The organism is Scytonema sp. PCC 10023 (genome assembly GCF_963920835.1).
Classification (GTDB): domain Bacteria; phylum Cyanobacteriota; class Cyanobacteriia; order Cyanobacteriales; family Nostocaceae; genus Kalymmatonema.
Genome location: NZ_CAWUDP010000035.1, coordinates 53829 through 73664, shown reverse-complemented (window position 1 = coordinate 73664; position 19836 = coordinate 53829). Strand labels below are relative to the sequence as shown.

The following is a 19836-nucleotide window of genomic DNA, read 5'->3' as shown; positions in this document are numbered from 1 at the left end:
TTCCCTCTGCGTCCTTGGCGTCTTGGCGGTTGGTTTAAGCACTAACAGCCGAAAGCTGATAAACCTGTTGTACCACTTTTGCCAAACGCTGCATACCTGTAACAATTTCCTCATCACTTCCGGTGAGGCTAATACGGACACACTGTTGCTTGTGTTCCCACTCTTCGTGTAAACCTGGGAAGAAGGTACTACCAGGTACAACTATGACACCAACACGCTTGAGTTCCTGGTAAAATTCCCAGTCAGTTATTGGCAAATCCGGCAACCACAACCAAGCAAAGATTGCCCCTTCACCGCGATGGAGGAACCAAGGTAAATCCTTGGGCATCGCTTCGTTTAACGTGCTTTCCAAAACAGTAAACTTATTCTGGTAAAACGGGCGAATGACAGAAGTAGAAATTTCCGCCAGCCCACCAGAGGTAATAGCACGCGCTGCTATGGCTTGTCCGTAACGTGATGCATGGAGACAGGCATTTGTTTGGAAAGACTCTAGAACTTGAATCACCTGTTCATCCCCAATAGCAATTCCAATGCGTTCTCCTGGCAACCCAGCTTTCGATAAACTCATGCAATGCACGATGTTATTACCGAAGATTGGCGTCATTTGGGTAAAGTTTAACGCCGGGAAGGGAGGACCATATGCCGAGTCAATAAACACCGGCACATCGTAAGGTGCAGCGAGGGCAGCAATTTTTTTCACCTCATCATCTGTGAGGACATTACCAGTGGGGTTGCAGGGGCGAGAGAAGATGACGCAACCAGTGTTTTCTGTAATCGACAGTTTGCTGAAGTCGGGGCGATATTTAAACTTGTGTGCAGCGGCGTCGATATCTAGAGCAGGTTTATAGGCAATCAAGGCTTCTGGCACTAAAGTGACACCACCGTAACCTGTGTAGTCAGGACTCAGGGGCAGAACGATTTGCTTGAGTTCACCGCTGGTGGTGTACCCGCCAAAAGAATTAGCAGCGTAGAAGTAGAGGCTTTGACTACCTGGTGTGACAAGGATGTTGCGATCGCTCAAATTTAACCCAAATCGCCGATTAAAATCCTCCACAACTGCTTCAACAAGTGGTGCATAACCCTGACTTGATCCGTAACGACAAACGACTTCACCATATTCTGGGCTAGCTAGCAATTGTGCGGTACAATCCCGCCATAATTGTTCTACTTCCGGCAAAATTAACGGATTGCCAGCACTCAAATTAATGAATTGCTGCCCCGCACCAGATCGTAAAGTTTCGATGATGTCCTTCATAATGGCTCTGACGCCTGTCAGCTGGGACATATGAGCGCCGAATTGAGTCAGGGCAGGGTTCATAAGCGAAAAAATCGGTGTAATTTAGTGGTTGACAAGTTATTTAGTCGTTGCTGCTGATATGCTGTTGCCAAAACAGCTGCTACCGCTTTTATCCTTTTATCCAATGTAACTACAGAATGTCATTATCGTACAGCAACACTATATTTAATATTTATAGCGGTTCTTATTCACAGAAAAAAGGTACAGAATTTAGCAAAAACTAATAGTACTGTACAATTATTCGCCTCATACCCACTACTCGTCCGCTAAGCTTTTTTGTAGTATTTCGATCCTAAGGTTCTGTTGGAGCAATCCTGCGGGGTTACGATTGGACTGTGAACCAAGAATCCCCTGCATCGACGGCATGGGGAGTGTCAAGAAACCTGCATAGGAGGGCTGAAGAGTGGAAGTAAAAGCAGCAGTGGCTTATGAGTCTGGTAAGCCGTTGAGGATTGAAACAGTTCAACTAGAGGGACCCCATGCTGGGGAAGTGATGGTGGAGATCAAAGCGAGCGGAGTTTGCCATACCGATGCTTACACTCTTTCTGGTGCGGATCCCGAAGGTTTATTCCCGGCTATTTTGGGACATGAAGGCGCTGGCGTTGTTGTGGAGCTAGGGGAAGGCGTCACTAGTGTCAAGCCTGGGGATCATGTTATTCCCCTATACACGCCAGAATGCCGTCAGTGCGAATATTGCCTCAGCTTCAAAACCAATCTTTGTCAAGCAATTCGCGCTACACAAGGGCGCGGTGTCATGCCCGATGGCAGCAGTCGTTTTTCCATTGATGGGCAGATGATTCATCACTACATGGGGACATCCACCTTTTCCAACTATACGGTGTTGCCGGAAATTGCCGTGGCAAAAATTCGCGAAGATGCGCCGTTTGATAAAGTTTGTTACATTGGCTGCGGTGTGACAACGGGAATTGGTGCAGTCATCAATACGGCAAAAGTGGAACCGGGAGCTAATGTGGTGGTTTTCGGTTTAGGCGGTATTGGTTTAAATGTCATCCAAGGGGCGCGGATGGTGGGAGCGAATATGATTGTGGGGGTAGATATCAATCCCAACAAGAAAGCTTTGGCAGAAAAATTTGGCATGACTCACTTCGTCAACCCCAAGGAAGTTGAAGGAGATTTGGTTCCTTATCTGGTTGACTTAACTAAAGGCGGTGCTGATTACAGTTTTGAATGCATCGGCAATGTAAATGTCATGCGCCAAGCCTTGGAATGTTGTCACAAAGGTTGGGGCGTTAGTGTGATTATCGGCGTCGCTGGTGCTGGCGAGGAGATTCGTACCCGTCCTTTTCAACTTGTGACTGGGCGTGTTTGGAAAGGTTCGGCGTTCGGTGGGGCAAGAGGACGTACCGATGTGCCGAAAATTGTTGATTGGTATATGCAGGGCAAAATCAACATTGACGATTTAATTACTCATGTGATGCCCATTGAGCAGATTAATGATGCTTTTGATTTGATGCACAGGGGAGAGTCAATTCGTAGTGTGGTGACGTTTTAGCTTCCCTTGTTCCCAATATAGCCATTTCACACGTGTAGAGACGTTGCATGCAACGTCTCTACCATTGGTTATCGTTTTTGCAAATAGTCTTATCGGCAACCGTATTGCCGTATAAAGAAGTTGGGTAGGTTGGTATGTTAGGCTATCCGCTAAACACTGGACAAAGCTAGACAACTAGTTCAAACAGTGTATAGATAGCCAGTCTAAGCAAAAGCTACGTTATTTAAGTCATGACACCTACGGGTGCTTTCCAGCTTGTAGCTCTGTCGTCAACTATTAAACATCTGTTTTTAGCGCGCGGAAGTGTGGTTTACCTAACAAGCTTAGATAACATTGACGAGGAAAACATTACCCCAGGAATGGGAGGACAAAATGTCTAATTTTGTGTTCGTTCTAGATACCAACAAACAATCACTTGACCCTGTACCACCAGGACAAGCAAGACGATTGTTAAAACAGGATAAAGCGGCAGTATTCCGTCGTTATCCGTTCACAATTATTTTCAAATACGCTGTGCCTAACCCAAAAACACAGGCTCATCAATTAAAAATTGATCCAGGATCAAAGACAACAGGACTAGCAATTGTACAAGAGAAGAAAGTAGTTTGGGGTGCTGAGTTAACCCACAGAGGACAGCAAATAAAGAACGATTTAGAATCGCGTCGTGCAATTCGTCGCAGTCGTCGCAATCGTAAAACTCGTTATCGCAAACCTCGATTTCTTAACCGCACTCGCCCCAAAGGATGGTTGCCACCTAGCTTACAATCTAGAGTAGAAAATATCTCTACTTGGGTAAAGCGTATCCTTAGATATGTTCCTATTACTGGGATATCTCAAGAATTGGTAAAGTTCGATACTAAGGAGATGCAAAACCCTGAAATATCCGGTGTTGAATACCAACAGGGTGAGCTAGCCGGGTACCAAGTCAGAGAATACCTGCTAGAGAAATGGGGCAGAAAATGCGCTTATTGTGGTGCTACTGATACCCGTTTAGAAGTGGAACATATTCACCCAAAATCAAAGGGTGGTAGCGATGGCGTTTCTAACCTTACTCTCGCTTGCCATTCATGCAACTCTTCTAAGGGGAATAGAAATATTAAGGATTTTTTAGCTAAAAAGCCAGATGTGCTAAGTCGTATATTGAGACAAGCTAAACAACCATTAAAAGATGCAGCCGCTGTCAACACAACACGGTGGGCTTTATTCAACAGGTTGAAACAAACCGGTTTACCTCTAGAAAGTGGAACAGGTGGTAGAACCAAATACAACCGCATTCGATTGGAACTACCTAAATCTCATTGGATAGATGCAGCTTGTGTTGGAATCGTCAACAATCTACACGTTTTGACACAACAACCATTGCTCATTACGGCTAAAGGATGGGGAAACCGCCAAATGTGTACACCTAATAAATACGGTTTTCCTATCAAATACAGAACACAATGCAAAACTTTCTTTGGGTTTCAAACTGGCGACATGGTACGTGCAATTCTTCCGTCTGGGAAATTTGCAGGTATTCATGTAGGTAGATTAACCGTAAGAGAAAGTGGCGTTTTTGAGATGAGAACGCCAAAAGGCAAGGTTAGCCCAGTGCGCCACAAATACTGCAAATCAATTCATCGTAATGATGGATATATGTATGCGTTTTCCACTAATGTCCAGTAATTCACATGCTTTGGGCGTTGCGATCGCTAACGTACCCTAAATTTAAATACCTAATGACTCATGACTCATGACTAATCTAAACCTCATTTCTGAATATAGATCCTTCGGTGGCAAACTCGGCTTTTACTCTCATTCCTCCTCTACCTGCAACGGGGAAATGCGATTCGCCGTTTACCAACCACCGCAAGCCACTCAGAAACCTGTGCCAGTTCTCTATTTCCTCTCCGGTTTGACTTGCACTGAAGAAACTTTTATGGTAAAATCCGGAGTACAAAAATACGCGGCAAAATACGGCTTGATGCTTGTTGTACCGGATACTAGCCCCCGCAATACTGGTATACCTGGCGAGGATGACGACTGGGAGTTTGGCACTGGTGCTGGTTTTTATGTGGATGCGATTGTTGAACCTTGGGCATCACACTACCGAATGTATAGCTATGTCGTCTATGAGTTGCCTAGTTTGATTGCTCAACATTTCCCCGTACAACCAGAGCAACAAGGCATTTTCGGTCATTCAATGGGGGGACACGGTGCTATTGTGTGCGCGATACGAAACCCCCAGCAATACAAATCAGTCTCTGCTTTTGCACCCATCGCCGCACCAATGCGCTGTCCTTGGGGTGAAAAGGCGTTTAGCCGCTACCTTGGTGAGCAGAAAGAAAGTTGGCGTCCCTACGATGCCAGTGAATTGGTCAGGCAGTTAGGATATCACAGTTCCATTCTTATCGACCAAGGTACTGCTGATAAATTTCTCAAAGAGCAGTTGCTACCCCAGGTGTTTGAGCAAGCTTGTGCAGCAGTCAATCAGCCACTCAACTTGCGTTATCAGGAAGGCTACGACCACAGTTATTATTTCATCGCCAGTTTTATCGAGGATCACATCCGCCACCATGCGGATTCATTAAGGGCAAACTGATTCGTCAACCGCTTTGCTTAATTCAAAATTATAAATTCATAAGATAGGGCATTAAGAACCCCACGAAGCGCGTATATTAAGGCGGCTAGGTTGAAGAATAAAAACCAGTGTAGTACTTGGATTTAGCTTAAAAGAAAGGTAGATGCACGTAGAGCTTGATACCAAGTTGGATTTTACTATGTTATTCTGACCAATTCATCAAACTTTTGTCGCTGTAGTTCAATCTGATTTAATATTTCCTGTGCTGTGGTTTCACACCATTTCTTCGCGCATTCTACATCGAAATGTTCACTTTCTAATTCCTGACGCTGCCATCCAAAATCTAAACTTCGGTCAAAGAAGTGTATGAATGCCCGAATTGTTTCAATTTTTTCAAAAACTAAAACGTAGCCAAATAAATAGCGACGAGTGCGATCGTCAGAGAAAAACGAGCATTTCCAAGTACCTAGGTAAAAACCACTATTCTGCTCTCGCCTTGGCAACACCCACTTCCATTGACGAATTTCTAATTGTTCAAGGTTGTCTTTTTCAAAGCCAGCACCTCCAGAATAATTATCAATAGGGCGGTACTCTATTTTCATCTCTTCAACGCTTTTGCACAACATAAAGTCTCAACTTAACTTTCTCCCAGATATTTTCTAATGTAAAATAGTGTGATATTGTGTTTTTTATGTAAATTTAATAACAAAATGGCTAGCGAAAGTTTATCTAAATTTCCTACGAAGAATGAAATTAATTCTTGAATTCTACACAGATAATATTATTTTTATAAAGTTTATAAAAGATTTATAAATCTGAGAGAAAACATCTAAGGGTGAAAGCTTCATTTTTTGTTCTTGGGCGATCGCCCTCACTGGCAGGGCTGAGTCCATCGCCTACTCTAGGACAAATAGCATTATAATAGTGAGACTCCTTTTAAAAGCAACGGACAAATGCTAGCAGAACTTATTCAAGTCTTAGAGCAGAAAATTCAGAACAATCTCGAAACAGAGGACTTGATACTATAGTCGCTGAAGCAGACATAATTAAATCTAAAATAGCAGCAACTTTAGGAATTGATATTAAAGGAATCGAAAAGCGATCATAAAGTTTCTCTCGCAGTACTTTTATGTAAGATTTGAGGTTGCATATAATAGGTCTTCATCCTAGTTGCGATCGCAACTTATCTTCAGAAATATTCACAGTAGTACTGTTATGGTAGATGTCGATGACTTGACCCTACTTGAGCTAGGAGTTCAAGTCTGGAACAAAAGGAGGGAGAGCAACCCAGACTTTAAGCCTGACCTAAGTTATGTAAAATTGTCTGCGATTTTAGACGATGTGAATCTCAGTCATGCGAACCTCAAGTGTGCAAAAATTTACTTTGCGGAACTGCGAAACGCAAATCTTAGCGATGCAGACTTGAGAGGAGCAGATTTTACTATGGTAGATATGAGTGGAGCAGACTTGACTCATGCAGACCTTAGTGATGGATTATTTTTAGGTTCAGTCGAGTTTAATGGAGCCAACTTGAGTGGAGTGAACCTCACAAGGGCAGACTTAGGTATATGCGTTATAAGTCACGGTCTTTTTTTTCGGGCTAGTCTCAGTGGAGTCAACCTCAGTCATGCAAATCTGAGTCAGGCTAGTCTAAGATTTGCCGACCTCAACAGAGCTAATCTCTGTGGCGCTAACCTTTCTGGAGCAGATCTTTGTGCAGCAGATTTGAGGGGAGCGAACCTCTTTGGCGCAGATCTCAGCAAAGCAGATTTGAGAGGGGCAGATTTGAGCGATGCTAATCTCACATATGCAAACCTTACTGGAGCCAACTTGGTGGGATCGCCAAATTTTGGAAAAATGGGAATATATGACCTTAGTTATCTGAATGACAGAAGGGTCAACTTGAGCAATGCCAACCTCAATGGTAGTAATTTGAGCAGGGTAGACTTAACAGATGCTAATCTGACTCGTGCAAAGATGCTAGATACTATTCATGACTAAGCATCTAGTACAATTCGTCAGCTATGCTGAAGGTCAGAATGCTTGTACAGTAAGCTTTTTCTCTCCGCATGAATGGTAGCTTTATTTCCGCCGCTTAGTAGTTAGTTGGGTGAAGTCTACTCACCCAGTTGGGTGACCCAGTTGGGTGATGTTTTGTCAAAACTATCAAACTAATATGCTTTACAATACTTACGAATACGATGCTGGGTTTCATAACTCAATTTACTCTACGAGGTGACTTGATTGCACTAAAAGGAGAGTGGCGATGAAAAAAGTAGCGGTGTTTGGCAATACTGGAGGCGGTAAATCAACTCTAAGCAAGAGATTATCCCAAATCACTGGTTTGCCACTTCACGTCTTGGACAAGATTCAATATCAATCAGGGGGTACTGAGCTTCCACATGAAGACTATAAGCGCGCCCATCAGCAAATTTTAGTTACTGACCGATGGATTATTGACGGGTTTGGTTGCATGGAAACCCTCTGGCTACGACTGAACGAGGCGGATAGTCTGGTTTTTGTTGATCTACCGCTATATGTACATGGATGGTGGGTAACTAAACGACTAATCACAGGTTTCTTTAAACCGCCAGAAGGCTGGCCCGAAAAGAGTCCAATATTGAGGAGTTCGCTTACTAGCTACCGCGTGCTTTGGTTATGTCACAAATATTTGACCCCAAAATATCGTGAGTATATCGAGCAGGCTCAAAGCATCAAAAGTGTTTATCACATTCGTGAGACTAAACAGATAGAGCAATTTTTTGAATTAATTGAAAATTAGACTAACTTTAAAGATGGTGCATCAGCCTAAGGTTTCCAATCACCCGCAAGAGACAACATTCATAACGCTCAGGATATAACCTTTCGACGGTCGGCGTGCATTGAAATTGTTATGCGGCGATGGCACGAAGTGCCCGCCCAAGGGGCGATCGCCTGTGGGACTGCGCTCCGCGCCATCGCCCCTCCGTCAGCCCTCGCTCACCCTGTAGTTAGGCCTCAAGTATCAAATTATTTGCAGCTACAAGCTTGGTAGCCAGCCCCCTCTGTTGTCGGTAGCCATGCATCCGGAACGGGACAACCACAACATTAAGTGCTGTCTTCATATCACCCAAGTAGGTGAGCTGACAGGATGAAGACGACTCTCTCGTCACTCCCCTATATTAAATCTGATTCACTTCGGAGGTTAGCTTGTGTTTGAGCAACAATTTCTACGCCTGGATGGGTTTACTAAAGCAGAACGGATTCAGATGACTGCTCGTGTGAGTGAGGCGATTAACCAAGCAGGAGCTTGGATTACTGACTTCCACCTGTACTCGAACATCCTAACCTGCATCAACTTTGAGGTGCCGAGCGCCAACTTAGACAAACTCGCTGCATCTGTGCAACAAACAGGTCTGCATTTGAGCCAAGAGAGCCTGGAGCAACTCATGAGTGCTAATGACTCGACGCTGAAAGAGAAAGAGCTAGTAGGGACATTACAAATTACATTTGTACACAACGAACCCGATTTGCTCCGAGAGGTGCCTGCTGTTCCGGGATAAAAGCCAGTGTGATTGGCTTTGCCACTGCCCCGAATCGCGATCGCATTCATCCGTCGCCAGTCTTGGTCGCCACCCCTCCAAGATCATTTTGAAAGGGGAGCGGACTTTTTACTGGTTCCGGTAAAAATTCATGCTTATGCTTATGCGATCGCGCACACGGCAAACGCAAAATCACCCCGCCGTTACTGCATGGAATGGGGTTTCATTAAAATTACTCACGCGTTGGTCAACCTTGGCAAAATGCCCAACTTGAATACTCGTTTTTGATGTTAATTAGCATGTTTGGTTGGGCCTGAATGCCGCCTCAAAGCCGGGTATAACCTCCGCACGAATGAATAAGGTTGACCAACGCGTGAGCAGGATTTATCCAAGGGGAAGATGGGAACGATGAGAGGTTAGACAAGAGTGATAAGGCTACATCTGATGTGACCGAGAAAAAGCAGAAATCTATAAAAACATCTTAAAACTAATAAATCTCTTGCTCACAAGTTCCTCAAATTGTTTCCCTATGTTTAAAGTGAACTAACCCCAATTCACCAGCACTCATATGGAATACCTCTGCTATCTTCCGAATGCCAGCCTTACACTGCGGTTGGTTGAATACCTGCTTGGGTTACCTCAACTCAGAGTCAGCTTCGTCACCGTAATTAATACTATTGACGGCTGGGTGGTTAGAGTCAAACTAAAGCATCAGGTCTCACCTCAAGAAGATGGTAATTTGAGGGCAATGTTAAGTGAATTAGGAATGAGGTACTCACCACCAAAGCGAGTACAATTGGCACTTTGGAGTTTGGCTGGCGGAGCGTCCCCGGTTGATGTCATGCGTCGCTACCAGGTTGCTGTAGTTTCTCATGGTAAGCCAGAAAAAGAGGAGATAGAAGAGTTCCGGCAACATTTCATCAGGGGATTGGGCTACTGTCCACAAACCCTGGCTTGACCCAAAATTATTTCTCGCATGAAACCCTTGGCAATACCGAGAACCAATCATGATCCACAGCTTATAATTAAAAGCCCCCAGTGGGTGCTACTACTGGAGGCTTCTGCTGAACCGTTTTCATTTGCTTCATACTATCGATGCCGATATTTGTAAATCCCCTTTCTAAAGCTGGAGTTCAAGTTACAAAAAATTGTGTCAATTAATACAGTGCGTCTAGAACTTTTATTCTCGAAACCTATTTTTATTAAGTCTTTATTAAATATAAGTGAAGTGTCTGAACTGTCTTAACTGTCCTTGTGTCCCTTTTTTCATTCGTGTTAAGTCGCTTACGTAATTTGTACTTACATACGGAAAATGCTAAAAAAGGCTCAATTCGCTCCAACACGTGTTGAATTTACCAGTTGGAAAGCTCTTTGATTTATTACATAGAGTTTTTGAGTGATAATCCCGGCTCTTGCATAGGAAGGTTTATACGTCCAGTTAACAAAAATCTGGACGTATAAGCATATTTCTATGAGCTAAGCAAAACTACTTTCAAGAACTTTACCAGAACTTTCCAGAATTTTGCTGTATCGGCTATAACCAGTTTCTTTAATAAACTGAGATTAGAGTAAACTTTTACTTTGACAATGACAACAATTCTATAAAACGACCATGCCGCAACTTATACCTCAACCGAATCGGATTGAAGCCGCAGGAAATAAGCCCAAATTGATTGATGAGTATATCGGTCGAGTATCAACTCAAACCGCAGCTGTTAGTATTGCCCATATGCGTTCCCCTGGTGGTTGGATAGAACCCGGACAAAGACCTGATTTCGACGAGTTCACTGTTGTTCTTAAAGGAATGCTTCGGGTTGAATATGAGGGCGGTCAAATGGACGTTCACGCAGGACAGGCAGTGATTGCGCGTGCAGGTGAATCGGTTCGCTACAGTACTCCTAGTCAGGAAGGTGCAGAATATATTTCCGTGTGTCTTCCAGCCTTCTCACCTGAGACTGTGAATCGAGATTCTGAAACTTAGGAAAAGGTTTCTGCTAATTTGAAAAAATCATTAAAGCGGTTAAATATTTCTGTCCAATCTGATTGATGGGGTAATTCATACCGTACATTGTCAGCCCCTTCTGTATATAGTTCGTCTAAGGAAAAGAATGGAGCAATCTTAAATACTGGTTTTTTATCAAATACAATCAGCAGTGGGAGAGTCGTTGACCAAAAAAGAAAAGGATACAAGCCCCCAACGCGCGGTTCTGGAAAATAAAAAATGCGGAGCAACTTTATTCAAGCCCCCAACTTCAGTCATGGGGTCTTCAATGCCTGACTTGTTACCTTCACTTTTGACTTCCCCGTTCGCGGAGCGTGTCCGTAAGGACTCAGAGGCTGACCTTGCCTAGCTTGACATTCAAGATTAAGTAAAATTGATAACCTGAGTCATTTTGTGCTTCTTAGTCTAAAGTACAGTTGCTAGCATTGCCGTTATTATCCGGTTCATTGACGCATAGTCGTACCGTTGATCTGCGGCAGGAGGCATTGTAAGAGTGCTAATATGTCGAACATGGGCTGCTTATAGCTTTTGAGTTGTCGTTGTGAAAGACAATAACTCTACTACATCGGCCCTCTCTGTTCATCCTCTTTTTTTGGCGAAGGTATTGTTAATTTCAAAAATTTTCTTGATAACATCAGCAACAACTGTATCTGGGGTAGAAGCTCCAGAGGTAATCCCAACGATAATTTGACCAGGTTGTAACCAGTTTTCAACCACTTCCAAAGAGGAATGTAACTTTTGATGTTCAATGCGATTTCCTGGGCCAATACGTTCAGCAGTATCAATGTGATAGGAAGGAATCCCGTGGGAAGTAGCGATTGTTTGAAGTTGAGTTGTGTTAGAAGAGTTAAATCCGCCGACAACCACGATCAAGTCCAACTTTTGCTCAACAAGTTTCAGCATTGCATCTTGACGTTCTTGGGTAGCATCGCAAATGGTGTTAAAACTCAGGAAATGATCGTTAATTTGCTCCGGGCCATATTTACGTATAAGTGTACGTTCAAAGAGCTTGCTGATTTGCTCAGTTTCTCCTTTCAACATAGTGGTTTGGTTAGCAATACCCACACAGGCTAGGTCTGTGTCTGGATTGAATCCTGGAGAATAAGCATGGCTAAATTTAGCTAAAAACTCTTCACAATTGCCGCCATTGAGGATGTAATTGCAGACATACTCAGCCTGTTGTAAATTTAGAATGACTAAATATTTGCCAGCAAAAGAACTAGTAGCAATTGTTTCCTCGTGCTTGTACTTGCCATGAATGATCGAGGTATAATTTCTTTTCTTGTGCTTTTCTACATGATTCCATACCTTGGAAACCCAAGGACAAGTTGTATCCATCACTTTACAGCCTTTTTCCTTTAATAGCTGCATTTCTTCAAAGCTAGCTCCAAAGGCTGGTAAAATCACGACATCTTCTTTAGTAACAACCGAAAAATCCTTTTTTCCTTGCCAATTGACAGGAATAAATTTCACCCCCATATCTTGCATATTTTGGTTAACTAGGGGGTTATGAATGATTTCGTTAGTAATCCAAATACGATTAAAAGGAAATTGTTGACGTGTTTCGTAAGCTAAGGCAATGGTTCGCTCTACTCCCCAACAAAATCCCATTGCTTGTGCTAGGTGAATTGTCACGTCACCTTGCTGTAATGTGTAGCCATTGTTACGTATATTTTGAATTAAGTTACTTTGGTACTCTAGTTGCAGCATTGCTATTGCTTGTTCTGAGTGGCCAAATCCCTTACGATAGTACTGTTCAGAACTATGCAGCGATCGCTTGAAAGCTTTGGTATCCATTTTTCAGACCTCATATATGCTAAAAGTATGCCAAATCAAGGATTATTGCGTTCTTGCTGTGATATAATCTGCGATCGCCATTAGAGGTTGTGCCTTATCTCCAAAACCAGCAAGTTCAGCTTTGGCTAGGTCAACTAATTCTTGACTTTTGCGTTTTGATTCCTCAATACCCCATAAACTCGGGTGCGTAAAAAATAATTGGCGTTGCTGAATGAAGGGATGAATTAATTCTGCTGCTTCCTAAGTTTTGACTTTCCCTGCTTTCTTAGGGCCGGTCAACCCAACGCCCGTCAGCTTTAATCAAATTAATCAGTTCCTCAACCCCTTTAGACTCAGGGACTTTTTTGATTTCTTCGCGCCCACGATACAAAGAGATATAACCAGGTTGCTTGCCAACATAACCATAATCTGCATCTGCCATTTCGCCAGGGCCGTTGACTATACAGCCCATAACAGCAATATCTAAACCAGTCAGGTGCTTGGTGGCTTCTCGAACTTGATGCAACACCTCTTCGAGATTAAACAAGGTGCGGCCACAAGAGGGACAAGCAACATACTCGACCATAGTTTTGCGTAGTCCCAGTGCTTGCAGAATGCTGTAGCAAACGGGAATTTCTTTTTCTGGTGCTTCCGTCAAGGAGACGCGAATTGTATCGCCAATGCCATCAGCTAATAAAGTAGCAATTCCCGCTGTAGACTTAATCCGGCCATATTCTCCATCACCTGCTTCGGTGACACCCAAGTGTAAGGGATAATCCATACCCAACTCATCCATCCGCTTGACTAGCAAGCGGTAAGCAGCAAGCATCACTGGTACTTTAGAAGCTTTGAGTGAAATAATTAAGTTGCGGAAGTCAAAAGATTCACAAATGCGGATAAATTCTAGAGCCGATTGCACCATACCTTCTGGAGTATCACCATAGGTAAACAGCATCCGTTCTGCTAGAGAGCCGTGGTTTACGCCAATTCGCATAGCCTTTCCCTGATCGCGCAAAGAGATCACCAGAGGTTTTAAGGTTTCACGAATTTTGTCACCAATTTCCTCAAATTCTGTTTGTGTGTATTCACTGCGATGGTTGCTAGGTTTTTCAAATACGTACAACCCTGGATTAATTCGCACTTTATCTACATAATTTGCGACTTCCAAAGCGATTTTCATGCCGTTGTGATGAACATCGGCTACTAGGGGTACATCTTGGTAAGTCTGTTTTAGTTGCTGTTTAATTTCAGCAACGGCTTTGGCGTGAGCCAAACTAGGTACGGTAACGCGGACAATCTCACAACCGATTTCATGCAGGCGACGAATTGCACTGACGGAACCTACTATGTCTAAAGTGTCCTCATTAATCATCGATTGCACTACTACAGGACTACCACCACCAATCGTCACCTTGCTAACGCGAACGCTCCGAGTTTTGCGCCTGGGGATGATAGTGCTAGTTATGCTCTCATTAGAATAAGAGTTAGAAGTGATAAAAGTGGAAATAGTAGTCATCAGGTACAAGCTACATTACTACAGTTTTGAATGCCTTTGTTGAATAGTGCCCAGTGACGAGGAAAAATTGCTTCAGCGAATAACAGCATCAGTCTTTTGTTCAACAGGAGTTTCTTGCCATACTTGGACATCAAGTTTGGGTGATTGCACTTCTTTGCGGACGCGATCGGCAATTTGAGAACCAGTTAAGCCTAGTTCTAATTGTGATTCTTCTGGAGTTGCATGTTCTACTAAGGAGTCAGGAACGCCAATGCGGATAACTGGAACTACTACATTGCGATCAAGTAAGGCTTCGGCAACGGCTGAACCAAAGCCCCCAATCAAACAGCCCTCTTCAAGGGTGAACACTCGATTAAATTGCTTTGCTAGAGGTACTATTAAGTCTGTGTCTAAAGGTTTGGCAAAGCGGGCATTGACTACAGTTGCTTCGATCCCGTGTTCGCTTAAGCTGGCAGCAGCTTGCAGTGATGGATAGACCATCGAACCATATGCAACCATCAGCACATCTTTTCCGTGACGGATAATTTCGCCTTTGCCTATTGGCAATGGCTGCCAACCTTCTGTTAATAGGGGAACTCCATAGCCATTTCCGCGTGGATAGCGCATGGCGATCGCACCATCAGTATAGTTAATACCAGTTATTAGCATTTGCTGGAGTTCGGCTTCATCTTTGGGAGCCATTAGTACCATGTTAGGAATACAACGTAAATAAGCAATATCGTACATCCCTTGGTGGGTGGGGCCATCAGCACCAACAATCCCAGCCCTGTCCATGCAGAAGAACACAGGCAGATTTTGAATGCAGACATCGTGAATTATTTGGTCGTAGGCTCGCTGCAAAAAAGTTGAATAAATCGTGACAACAGGACGCATCCCTTCACAAGCTAGACCTGCTGCTAAAGTGACGGCATGCTGTTCGGCAATTCCCACATCAATGTACTGCTGGGGCAGTTGTTTTTGCAGAATATCTAAGCCTGTGCCAGTAGCCATAGCCGCAGTTATGCCAATGACTTTAGGATTGTTTTTGGCAACTTTAGTTAGGGTTTCACCAAATACTTTAGAGTAGCTAGGGGCTTTGGGCTTATTTGAAGTAATTGCTTTGCCGGTAGCTAAGTCAAATTTGTTTTGAGCATGGTAGTTTAATTTGTCTTGCTCAGCGATTTCATATCCTTTGCCTTTGACAGTTACTACATGTACCAATACCGGGCCAACTTGTTGATGTGCTATTTCAAATGTGGCAATCAATTCCTCTAGATTGTGTCCATCAACTGGCCCAATATAGGTGAAACCCAGTTCTTCAAACACTGCTCCCACTTTAGGGACTACCAAGCGTTTGAACCCTTGTTTGAAGCGATTTAACTCTGGTATAAAAGAATCTATAGAAGTTATTGATTCCAGCTGTTCTTCGAGTTTTTTGAATAACTGTATGGGAGGGCTAAACCGCAATTTATTTAAGTGAGAAGAGAGGGCACCAACGTTGGGTGAAATTGACATTTCATTATCGTTGAGTACAACCAACAACTTAGTTTTAGGCAAGGAACCAACATGGTTAATTGCTTCTAAAGCCATACCGCCTGTAAGAGCCCCATCACCAATCACTGCCACTACTTTGAATTTCTCACCCTTGATATCTCTGGCAACAGCCATGCCCAAAGCCGCAGATATACTAGTAGATGCATGACCAGCTCCAAAGCAATCGAACTGACTTTCGCAGCGCTTGAGATAGCCAGCAATGCCATTCTTTTGGCGCAGAGTATGAAAGCGATCGCAGCGCCCAGTGATTAGCTTGTGCGGATAGGCTTGATGACCGACATCCCAAATTACCTTATCATAGTCAAGGTCTAAAGTCTGGTAAAGCCCTAAAGTAAGTTCAACTACACCTAAACCAGAACCCAAGTGACCACCACTAGTGGCGACTGTTTGTAAGTGTTTTTCTCGTATCTGGCGTGCGATATCTTGCAGTTGCACAATTGATAGTCCATGCAACTGATTTGGATGAGTTATTCGATTTAGATTCATATCTGACTTTTCACTAGTCCAACGTGAAATGTTATCTCCTTGGCGTTGAGATGTCCGACCCCTTGCCTCAACGCCCGACTTCTACATTTTCGAGAACGCCGAGTGCGTCAGGGATAAGTATGGCTGCGGAGTAATAGGCAGTAACAAGGTAAGACATGATGGCTTTTTCGTTGATGCCCATCAATCGGACAGACAAACTGGGTTGGTATTCATCAGGGATACCCGTTTTGTGTAGACCTACCACCCCTTGGTTTTCTTCTCCGACACGGAGTACCAAAATAGAGGTAGTACCCTCCTTGGTGATAGGAATTTTGTTACAAGGAAAAATTGGATAATTCCGCCAAGCAGGTACAATCTTTCCGTTGACCTCGATGCTTGGGGAATCGACTCCACGACGATTACACTCTCGACCAAAAGCAGCGATCGCGCGAGGGTGAGCCAGGAAAAAACGGGATTTGCGCCGCCGAGACAGCAATTCATCAAAATCGTCTGGAGTCGGTGGACCGGTGCGGGTAAAGATGCGTTGCTTGAGATCAGCATTGTGCAACAACCCGAAATCAGGATTATTAAGCATTTCGTATTCTTGCCGTTCCCGCAACGCTTCAATAGTCAACCGTAATTGTTGCTCAGTCTGGTTCATGGGTTCGTTGTAGAGGTCAGCAACTCGCGTATTCACCTGTAAAATGGTTTGAGCGACGCTTAACTCATACTCCCGTGGATTCAAGTCGTAATTAACAAATGTCCTGGGTAACTCAGTTTCCTGACTATGACCTGCGCTCATGGCGATCGCCGCTTGATTGTGCTTATCCCGGGGTTGTCTCAATATAGCTCTAAAGCGATCAACCTGAGTCTGCAACGCTTCAGACTGATTCATCAACTCCCGAAACGCCTGTATTGGCAAAGACAAAACTATGCAGCGCGTAATGGCTCTGAGGCTAACATCCCAAGTATCCTGAGACAGAACTATAGCTTGATCGCCAAAATGAGCGCCGTCAGATAAGATATAGGCATCCTGTAAAGCTTCCGCCTCATACTTTCCTGCCTTAAACTTATTAACTTTACCATGGGCAATTAATAACACCCGGTCGGCTGGTTGACCTTCCTGTACAATGACCTGACCACTGGAAAATTCTTGTTGCACAAAGCGGGCTGCCAAGGCGTTGAGTACCTCAATATCCTCAAACCCACGCAGTAAAGGTAGTTCACAAAGTGTTTGGGGAATAACCCGCACTTCGGCTCCTGTATTGGTAAAGCTGACACGTCCATCGCCAACATTATAAGTCAAGCGACGGTTAACCCGATAAGCTCCACCCGTGACTTCTACCCAAGGCAACATTTGTAACAACCACCTTGGGGTAATGCCCTGCATCTGGGGCGGAGTTTTCGTGGTTTCAGCTAAATTCCGCGCTGCTTTCGTGCTTAAGCTCATTTGCGGTTGCGCGTTCTCAAGCCCCAAATTCGACGGATTCAAAGCATCTGTCGCTGTCATAGTTTTAACTTTTCATGTACTAGATTTACATTCCTAAGAAAGCATCGAGGGTAGAGGCGAACATCTGTTCGCCCCTATTTTAAAGACGATGTCTGACTACTTAGAGACCAATTTCTACATCTTCAAGGATGCCTAGTGCGTCAGGAACGAGAACGGCTGTAGAGTAGTAAGCACTAACCAGGTAGGAAATCACGGCCTTTTCGTTAATACCCATGAAGCGCACAGACAAACTAGGTTGATATTCATCAGGAATATTTGTTTTGTGCAGACCAATGACACCCTGGTTGGCTGCTCCCACACGCATTAACATGATGGAGCTAGTACGCTCTGTTGTAACGGGAATCTTATTGCAAGGATAGATGGGAATACTTGCCTGGGCCAATTTTATTTACCTTACCATGGGCAATCAGCAATACTTGATCAGCGTTTTGACCTGCTTGTATGATGACAGAACCCGCAGCATATTCTCGTTGCACAAATTGACTAGCCAAGGCGTTTAAGACCTCGACATCTTCAAATCCCCGTAATAAAGGTAACTCAGTGAGTTCTTGAGGAATGACCTGTATTTGAGATCCTGTATTGGTAAAGCTGACCCGTCCATCTCCAACTGTATAGGTTAAGCGGCGGTTGACTCGAAAGCTACCACCCACTGTTTCTACCCAAGGCAGCAGTTTTAACAGCCACCGTGAGCTGATGCCTTGCATCTGCGGCTTGGTCTTGGTGGTCATTGCTAGGTTACGTGCACCTTCTGTACTCAAGCTCATTTGCTGGTGCAGACGCTCAATTTCTGAGTTCGGTAAATTCGCAGAACTGGTCATAAAATATCCTTACTGATTAACAACAAAAAACTGATCTGATTAACTGGATTACAAACCCAACCTTCCTGGACTGGACAACAACCCGACCCGTATAGCCGTGGTGTCCGTTCAGTTAGACCTGGTAGCGTCCACTCTTGCTGTGCCATTCGCGGCTGCCGCCGAGCCACGCGTGCAGGCCTGCCAGATACCGCCAAAGCTCCACCGAGGGAACCTTAGACATAATCTGCCGCTGTGCGGTCTCGAATTCGCGCACCAGGTCATTGTGGATCGTCGCAGTGCGGTCGGTCCCTTCCTGCAACGAGCAGCCACTTTCGGCAGCGATAATGGCGGGCAGTCCCCCGTCACCGATACCTGGCTGAGTCTCCTTAGCCATCGAGTAAAGGTCATTAAGAATAATGCTTGCGGTACCGGCAATCATGGTGGCTCGGCGGACTGCGGGAAGGGAGTAGAGCGCGCCCGGCACTTCGTAGCCGCCGATGATATCGATTAGCGTCATGCACGGTCCGAAGCTGTTGGCTTGGCGAACGGCTAAGTATTCCCACACAGGAGGCAGACCGCCAGTGATCCGCCAGGCCGCCTCCCAATTCATCGGAATAAACATGGTGACAGTGCCGAGGCGGACCCGGTCGACCTGCTCGGGCGTACCATACTCGGCGACGCGGTCGATATATGCGGTGAGCCCGACGCGGACCGGGTCGGACTTCATTGCTGCCTTGAATTGAGCGTCGTACTCCGGGTCAAGAATATAGACTGGGTCCAGCGCCGATTGGGTGAGGGCGAGGCGGCGGCCTAGAATAGCGGGGTCAGACCCGGTACGTTCGTCATCGCAGTAATGGTCATCAACTGCAAACAGCGCAGCCATGCACTGCGCGGCCAGCAGGATCCGGTCGGGGTCATTCGTGTCCGGATGAATGAGCATGGCGTAGCGGCCGTAGTGGCAAGCCCGAACGTGGTCGAGGTGTTCGGCGAAGATCCCGATCTTCTCGACCCAGGCCATCAGCCTTTCGTTGACATCGTTCGCCAGATCCTCGTCAATGCGAATTGGATCTGGGCAGTACAGTGAGGGGACGGTAACCCCTGCTGCAGAGTCGAACGGTGGCTGGTAGACGGATGTGCTCGGACCGAGAAAGGTGGTGGGCGTGATCGGCGCGGTTACAGATCCGCCGGAGAGGGGTGTTAGAGGCGGCGTCGGGGGGCATGTCACGGCATCGGGTGTCGAATCCGCTGCGGTTTGCCCACGGTTGCTCTTGAGCGCTTCAACGAGCCGGACGGCTGAAGTGCCTAGTCCCGTAGGATTTATGGTGAATTTGTGCACTTGGCTCCTC

At 44.9% G+C, this 19836-nt stretch carries 19 protein-coding genes and 1 pseudogene; 11 read left to right on the top strand and 9 right to left on the bottom strand.

Features of this window, described 5'->3' with window-relative positions; translation table 11 throughout:
* Positions 1-34 precede the first annotated feature (34 nt).
* Positions 35-1318: a valine--pyruvate transaminase gene (locus ACM0OZ_RS21520; RefSeq protein WP_414584855.1), complete on the bottom strand. Its 1284-nt coding sequence runs from the start codon at positions 1316-1318 to the stop codon at positions 35-37.
* 382 nt (positions 1319-1700) lie between these two features.
* Between ACM0OZ_RS21520 and ACM0OZ_RS21515 the strand changes: the two genes are divergently transcribed.
* The 4 genes from ACM0OZ_RS21515 to fghA all read left to right on the top strand — a co-directional run bounded on the left by ACM0OZ_RS21515 (position 1701) and on the right by fghA (position 5391).
* Entirely contained in the window at positions 1701-2810 is a 1110-nt protein-coding gene (locus ACM0OZ_RS21515) for an S-(hydroxymethyl)glutathione dehydrogenase/class III alcohol dehydrogenase (protein WP_414584854.1), read from the top strand.
* A gap of 230 nt (positions 2811-3040) precedes the next feature.
* Positions 3041-3190: a hypothetical protein gene (locus tag ACM0OZ_RS21510; RefSeq protein WP_414584853.1), complete on the top strand. Its 150-nt coding sequence runs from the start codon at positions 3041-3043 to the stop codon at positions 3188-3190.
* Positions 3183-4475, top strand: coding sequence for an RNA-guided endonuclease IscB (iscB, locus tag ACM0OZ_RS21505; RefSeq protein ID WP_414584852.1), 1293 nt, complete (start codon positions 3183-3185; stop codon positions 4473-4475). The genes ACM0OZ_RS21510 and iscB overlap by 8 nt, the downstream gene beginning before the upstream one ends.
* Before the next feature lie 67 nt (positions 4476-4542).
* Entirely contained in the window at positions 4543-5391 is an 849-nt protein-coding gene (gene fghA / locus ACM0OZ_RS21500; RefSeq protein ID WP_414584851.1) for an S-formylglutathione hydrolase, read from the top strand.
* Between the two features lie 176 nt (positions 5392-5567).
* Here the strand turns inward: fghA and ACM0OZ_RS21495 are convergent, their stop codons facing one another.
* Positions 5568-5996, bottom strand: a complete 429-nt coding sequence (locus tag ACM0OZ_RS21495; protein WP_414584850.1) for a hypothetical protein — start codon at positions 5994-5996, stop codon at positions 5568-5570.
* A gap of 589 nt (positions 5997-6585) precedes the next feature.
* Here ACM0OZ_RS21495 and ACM0OZ_RS21490 point away from each other — a divergent pair.
* The 7 genes from ACM0OZ_RS21490 to ACM0OZ_RS21460 all read left to right on the top strand — a co-directional run bounded on the left by ACM0OZ_RS21490 (position 6586) and on the right by ACM0OZ_RS21460 (position 10872).
* Positions 6586-7371 carry a pentapeptide repeat-containing protein gene (locus ACM0OZ_RS21490; protein WP_414584849.1) on the top strand — a complete coding sequence of 262 codons (786 nt, stop codon included), beginning with the start codon at positions 6586-6588 and terminating at the stop codon, positions 7369-7371.
* Positions 7372-7636: 265 nt separating this feature from the next.
* The gene (locus ACM0OZ_RS21485) at positions 7637-8152 is read left to right on the top strand and encodes an isopentenyl transferase family protein (protein ID WP_414584848.1); all 516 of its coding nucleotides are present in this window, start codon (positions 7637-7639) and stop codon (positions 8150-8152) included.
* 111 nt (positions 8153-8263) lie between these two features.
* On the top strand, positions 8264-8404 hold the full coding sequence (locus ACM0OZ_RS21480; RefSeq protein ID WP_414584847.1) for a hypothetical protein: 141 nt from the start codon (positions 8264-8266) through the stop codon (positions 8402-8404).
* Positions 8405-8561: 157 nt separating this feature from the next.
* Positions 8562-8912: a hypothetical protein gene (locus tag ACM0OZ_RS21475; RefSeq protein ID WP_414584846.1), complete on the top strand. Its 351-nt coding sequence runs from the start codon at positions 8562-8564 to the stop codon at positions 8910-8912.
* 18 nt (positions 8913-8930) lie between these two features.
* Positions 8931-9179, top strand: a complete 249-nt coding sequence (locus tag ACM0OZ_RS21470; protein ID WP_414584845.1) for a hypothetical protein — start codon at positions 8931-8933, stop codon at positions 9177-9179.
* A 280-nt stretch (positions 9180-9459) separates the two neighbouring features.
* Positions 9460-9849: a hypothetical protein gene (locus ACM0OZ_RS21465; protein WP_414584844.1), complete on the top strand. Its 390-nt coding sequence runs from the start codon at positions 9460-9462 to the stop codon at positions 9847-9849.
* 654 nt (positions 9850-10503) lie between these two features.
* Entirely contained in the window at positions 10504-10872 is a 369-nt protein-coding gene (locus tag ACM0OZ_RS21460) for a cupin domain-containing protein (protein WP_414584843.1), read from the top strand.
* Here the strand turns inward: ACM0OZ_RS21460 and ACM0OZ_RS21455 are convergent.
* From ACM0OZ_RS21455 to ACM0OZ_RS21425, 7 genes and pseudogenes are all read right to left on the bottom strand, one after another.
* Positions 10869-11123 (bottom strand): hypothetical protein, encoded by a 255-nt coding sequence (locus ACM0OZ_RS21455; RefSeq protein ID WP_414584842.1) that lies wholly within the window; start codon positions 11121-11123, stop codon positions 10869-10871. The two genes, ACM0OZ_RS21460 and ACM0OZ_RS21455, sit on opposite strands and share 4 nt — an antisense overlap.
* A gap of 349 nt (positions 11124-11472) precedes the next feature.
* Positions 11473-12690: a 4-hydroxy-3-methylbut-2-enyl diphosphate reductase gene (locus tag ACM0OZ_RS21450; RefSeq protein WP_414584841.1), complete on the bottom strand. Its 1218-nt coding sequence runs from the start codon at positions 12688-12690 to the stop codon at positions 11473-11475.
* Positions 12691-12955: 265 nt separating this feature from the next.
* Positions 12956-14185: a (E)-4-hydroxy-3-methylbut-2-enyl-diphosphate synthase gene (gene ispG, locus ACM0OZ_RS21445; RefSeq protein WP_414584840.1), complete on the bottom strand. Its 1230-nt coding sequence runs from the start codon at positions 14183-14185 to the stop codon at positions 12956-12958.
* 72 nt (positions 14186-14257) lie between these two features.
* Positions 14258-16204 (bottom strand): 1-deoxy-D-xylulose-5-phosphate synthase, encoded by a 1947-nt coding sequence (gene dxs / locus ACM0OZ_RS21440; RefSeq protein ID WP_414584839.1) that lies wholly within the window; start codon positions 16202-16204, stop codon positions 14258-14260.
* A 67-nt stretch (positions 16205-16271) separates the two neighbouring features.
* Positions 16272-17693 carry a family 2B encapsulin nanocompartment shell protein gene (locus tag ACM0OZ_RS21435; RefSeq protein WP_414584838.1) on the bottom strand — a complete coding sequence of 474 codons (1422 nt, stop codon included), beginning with the start codon at positions 17691-17693 and terminating at the stop codon, positions 16272-16274.
* Positions 17694-17793: 100 nt separating this feature from the next.
* A pseudogene (locus ACM0OZ_RS21430) lies at positions 17794-18511 on the bottom strand (hypothetical protein).
* Between the two features lie 112 nt (positions 18512-18623).
* On the bottom strand, positions 18624-19826 hold the full coding sequence (locus tag ACM0OZ_RS21425; RefSeq protein WP_414584837.1) for a family 2 encapsulin nanocompartment cargo protein terpene cyclase: 1203 nt from the start codon (positions 19824-19826) through the stop codon (positions 18624-18626).
* Between the last annotated feature and the right edge of the window lie 10 nt (positions 19827-19836).

Excerpts from the sequence above, each read along its gene's own strand:
- ACM0OZ_RS21520 (WP_414584855.1), bottom strand. The coding sequence starts at position 1,318 with ATGAACCCTGCCCTGACTCAATTCGGCGCTCATATGTCCCAGCTGACA.
- ACM0OZ_RS21510 (WP_414584853.1), top strand. The coding sequence starts at position 3,041 with ATGACACCTACGGGTGCTTTCCAGCTTGTAGCTCTGTCGTCAACTATT.
- iscB (WP_414584852.1), top strand. The coding sequence starts at position 3,183 with ATGTCTAATTTTGTGTTCGTTCTAGATACCAACAAACAATCACTTGAC.
- fghA (WP_414584851.1), top strand. The coding sequence starts at position 4,543 with ATGACTAATCTAAACCTCATTTCTGAATATAGATCCTTCGGTGGCAAA.
- ACM0OZ_RS21495 (WP_414584850.1), bottom strand. The coding sequence starts at position 5,996 with ATGTTGTGCAAAAGCGTTGAAGAGATGAAAATAGAGTACCGCCCTATT.
- ACM0OZ_RS21490 (WP_414584849.1), top strand. The coding sequence starts at position 6,586 with ATGGTAGATGTCGATGACTTGACCCTACTTGAGCTAGGAGTTCAAGTC.
- ACM0OZ_RS21485 (WP_414584848.1), top strand. The coding sequence starts at position 7,637 with ATGAAAAAAGTAGCGGTGTTTGGCAATACTGGAGGCGGTAAATCAACT.
- ACM0OZ_RS21480 (WP_414584847.1), top strand. The coding sequence starts at position 8,264 with ATGCGGCGATGGCACGAAGTGCCCGCCCAAGGGGCGATCGCCTGTGGG.
- ACM0OZ_RS21465 (WP_414584844.1), top strand. The coding sequence starts at position 9,460 with ATGGAATACCTCTGCTATCTTCCGAATGCCAGCCTTACACTGCGGTTG.
- ACM0OZ_RS21460 (WP_414584843.1), top strand. The coding sequence starts at position 10,504 with ATGCCGCAACTTATACCTCAACCGAATCGGATTGAAGCCGCAGGAAAT.
- ACM0OZ_RS21450 (WP_414584841.1), bottom strand. The coding sequence starts at position 12,690 with ATGGATACCAAAGCTTTCAAGCGATCGCTGCATAGTTCTGAACAGTAC.
- ispG (WP_414584840.1), bottom strand. The coding sequence starts at position 14,185 with ATGACTACTATTTCCACTTTTATCACTTCTAACTCTTATTCTAATGAG.
- dxs (WP_414584839.1), bottom strand. The coding sequence starts at position 16,204 with ATGAATCTAAATCGAATAACTCATCCAAATCAGTTGCATGGACTATCA.
- ACM0OZ_RS21435 (WP_414584838.1), bottom strand. The coding sequence starts at position 17,693 with ATGACAGCGACAGATGCTTTGAATCCGTCGAATTTGGGGCTTGAGAAC.